This window comes from Paracoccus chinensis (assembly GCF_900102885.1).
In the GTDB taxonomy this organism is placed as follows: domain Bacteria; phylum Pseudomonadota; class Alphaproteobacteria; order Rhodobacterales; family Rhodobacteraceae; genus Paracoccus; species Paracoccus chinensis.
Genome location: NZ_FNGE01000064.1, coordinates 1 through 1722 on the forward strand (window position 1 = coordinate 1; position 1722 = coordinate 1722).

The following is a 1722-nucleotide window of genomic DNA, read 5'->3' on the forward strand; positions in this document are numbered from 1 at the left end:
AGCTCTGCATTTCAGTGGACATCTGGTGCATGTGGCTTCTCCGTTGCCAAAGCGCCGGAAACAGGAAGCGGCGAGCGCGGCGCCAGTCTCACCGCCATCGACGACGCAAGGTGAAAGCCTCGCGTTCATGACCGCGATCCGCCCGTCCGAGGCTTGAGAGTGGCGCCCACCTCTTCAATCAGGCTTGGCGCTTCACTCCCGATGGAATGCGATCAGATCCGAGGGGAGAGCCGTGGAGGACGACGCAGCCCTTCAGGGTCGTGCCCCGCCAATGAGGAGACAACGAACAGGGATTTCGACCGTACGCCCCAAGGCTCGTTGAGATGAGTATCCACGTCCGGCATCAGCGCCAGCAGACACGCCTCTCCACAGCAGGGAGCAGTTCCATCCTTGGCAGTGCCATGCTTGTGGCCGACCGCCGACGAATGCTCATGGCTCCCGCCCGGCTCAGCAGGAGTACTAGCTGCGATGAGCGATGTTTCGGCGTGAGCAACGGAATGATCGTGGGCGTGGGGAAGTGTGCCTTTCGCGGCTACACCATGCGCCACGAACATCGCGACCGCCAGAATTGCGATTGCACTCGCAAGCTTCTGCCAGACCGATGCAACTCTTGTCCTGGTGACCGGTCGTCCCATGGCACAGGAACGCCGATGACGAGGACTCGTTCCCGCTTGGTGCTTGAGGGCGTCCCCGGCACGCCGGGCCGGGCTCTCGTTCCGGCCGTCGAGCGGCCTCCACCCGAGCCGCGCGGAGCGCGTCTCGGCCCTTCGGGGTGCGATCCCTGACGCGGAACACGGGCAGTTATCCAAGGGCCGCACTCGGCCCGGCAGCGGCGAGCCGGACGCGCCATCAAGGAGCGCAGGCGAGTGAGCCGCTGTGGGTAACTGCCCGCTTGGGCCCCGACGCAACGCTTCGGAGAGAAGAAAGAAGGATCAGAGATCCCCGCTGATGCGGGGCTCGCGTTATCCGGGGGGATTCGGACGAGTCGAACGCCCCCGGTTTGGTGGTCCGCGCGAAGGGCGCGCGTCCGTCTCTGGGAACCGCCGGTTCCCCCACACAAGGCCGTCCGCTTCACGGGGCGAAGGGGTTTCCCCGGCCTTCCTCCACGCTGCGCGCTCCGTGCAGGCCGGGTGATCCCCCTCCCCTTCGCCCCTACGGACAACCTTGCGTGGGACCCCCTCCTGCCCTCGCCGGGAGGCAGGGTTTCAGGAGAGGCGCCGCTTCGCGGTCCTCACCTGCAACCCCGCCCATCAAGGGCACCCCGACCGAGGCAAAGACCAAGGCGGGACCGTCGCTAGAAGGAGAGCCACACATGGCACATGTCAATGCCGCCCCGGCAGACACGAACACCAGTGTTTATCGCTGCGGTTCCTGTCGCGATCACTACGAGTCCGAGGATGCAGGCCCCGGCCTTTGCCCGCTCTGCAACCCCGCCGAGCAGGCCCGCGACCACATGCTGCGGCTGCTGATCGCGGAACAGAACGATGCGTTCCGGCAAGTCCTGGGCTTCGCGGCCCTCTGGCGCGGCCAGCATCTGAAAGGCCGCACCGTCGCCACGCCGGGCTTTCGCGCCATTCCCGAGCGGACCCAAGCCGCGCTGATGAACGCGGTGATCAACTACACCGACTGGACCGAGGACAACGACCCTTACGAGGATCATTCCTTTGGCCGCGTCGAGGCGCATGGCGTGGCGATCTTCTGGAAGATCGACCTTTACGACAC

The 1722-nt window shown here is 65.7% G+C and carries 1 protein-coding gene; it reads left to right on the forward strand.

Going from position 1 to position 1722, the window contains the following annotated elements:
* Positions 1 to 1312 precede the first annotated feature (1312 nt).
* Positions 1313 to 1722, forward strand: a 410-nt coding sequence (locus BLQ03_RS17615) for a DUF3768 domain-containing protein (RefSeq protein WP_139166819.1), incomplete at its 3' end; no start/stop codon positions are given.